Consider the following 1,471-nt stretch of genomic DNA (forward strand, 5'->3'; position numbering starts at 1 on the left):
GACCGCTACGTGCTGAACGGCAACAAGATGTGGATCACCAACGGCCCCGATGCCGACGTGCTGGTCGTCTACGCCAAGACCGATCCGGAAGCCGGTCCGCGCGGCATCACCGCGTTTTTGGTCGAGAAGGGCTTTGCCGGCTTCTCCACGGCGCAAAAACTCGACAAGCTCGGCATGCGCGGCTCCAACACCTGCGAGTTGGTGTTTGCCGACTGCGCGGTGTCGGCCGAGAACGTGCTGGGCGGGGAGGGGCGCGGCGTCAACGTGCTGATGTCCGGCCTCGACTACGAGCGGGTGGTGCTGTCCGGCGGCTCGCTCGGCATCATGGCCGCCTGCCTCGATGTCGTCGTTCCCTATGTGCACGAGCGCCGCCAGTTCGAGCGGCCGATCGGCGAGTTCCAGCTGATGCAGGGCAAGGTGGCGGACATGTATGTCGCGCTCAATTCGGCGCGCGCCTATGTCTATGCCGTCGCGGCCGCCTGCGACCGCGGCGAGACCACCCGCAAGGACGCCGCCGGCTGCATCCTCTACGCCGCCGAACAGGCGACGCAGCAGGCGTTGCAGGCGATCCAGGCGCTCGGCGGCAACGGCTACATCAACGACTACCCGACCGGGCGGCTGTTGCGCGACGCCAAGCTCTACGAGATCGGCGCCGGCACCTCCGAAATCCGGCGCATGCTGATCGGCCGCGAAATCTTCCAGGAGACCGCGTGATGGCGGTGCTGAAATCGAACATCGTTCCGCGCGGCGAGGTTTTTGCGGCCAACCGGCAGGCGATGCTCTCGGCAATCGCCACCGCGGAAGCCGCGGCAGAGGTCGCCTTCGAGGGTGGCGGGGTAAAGGCGCGCGAGCGCCATCTCGGGCGCGGCAAGCTGCTTCCGCGCGAGCGGGTAGCGCAACTGCTCGATCCCGGCTCGCCTTTTCTGGAGATCGGGATCGCGACAGGGCACGGCCTCTACGACGGCGCCTCGCCGGGCGGCGGCCTGATCGCCGGCATCGGTCGGGTGTCGGGCCAGGAGTGCATGATCGTCTGCAACGACGCGACCGTGAAGGGCGGGACCTATTATCCGATCACGGTGAAGAAGCATCTGCGCGCCCAGGAGATCGCGGAAGCGAACCGGCTGCCCTGCATCTATCTCGTCGATTCCGGCGGCGCCAACCTGCCGAACCAGGACGAGGTGTTTCCAGACCGCGACCACTTCGGCCGGATCTTCTACAACCAGGCGCAGATGTCGGCGAAGGGCATCGCCCAGATCGCCGTCGTCATGGGCAGTTGCACGGCGGGCGGCGCCTATGTGCCGGCGATGAGCGACGAGACGGTGATCGTCCAGAACCAGGGGACGATCTTCCTCGCCGGCCCGCCGCTGGTGAAGGCCGCCACCGGCGAGGTCGTGACGGCCGAGGAGCTCGGCGGCGGCGACGTGCACACGAGGCTGTCCGGCGTCGCCGACCATCTGGCGCGCGACGACCG

General features: G+C 67.8%; 2 protein-coding genes. Both read left to right on the top strand.

Annotation, left to right across the window (positions count from 1 at the left end; genetic code table 11):
* On the top strand, window positions 1-714 hold a 714-nt coding region (locus tag J2Y48_RS25280; protein WP_310424390.1), incomplete at its 5' end, for an acyl-CoA dehydrogenase family protein.
* Window positions 714-1,471 (top strand): carboxyl transferase domain-containing protein (locus tag J2Y48_RS25285; RefSeq protein WP_310424393.1); only part of this gene is annotated, 758 nt, incomplete at its 3' end. The genes J2Y48_RS25280 and J2Y48_RS25285, both read left to right, overlap by 1 nt.

It is taken from the genome of Mycoplana sp. BE70 (genome assembly GCF_031455855.1).
Lineage (GTDB): Bacteria > Pseudomonadota > Alphaproteobacteria > Rhizobiales > Rhizobiaceae > Mycoplana.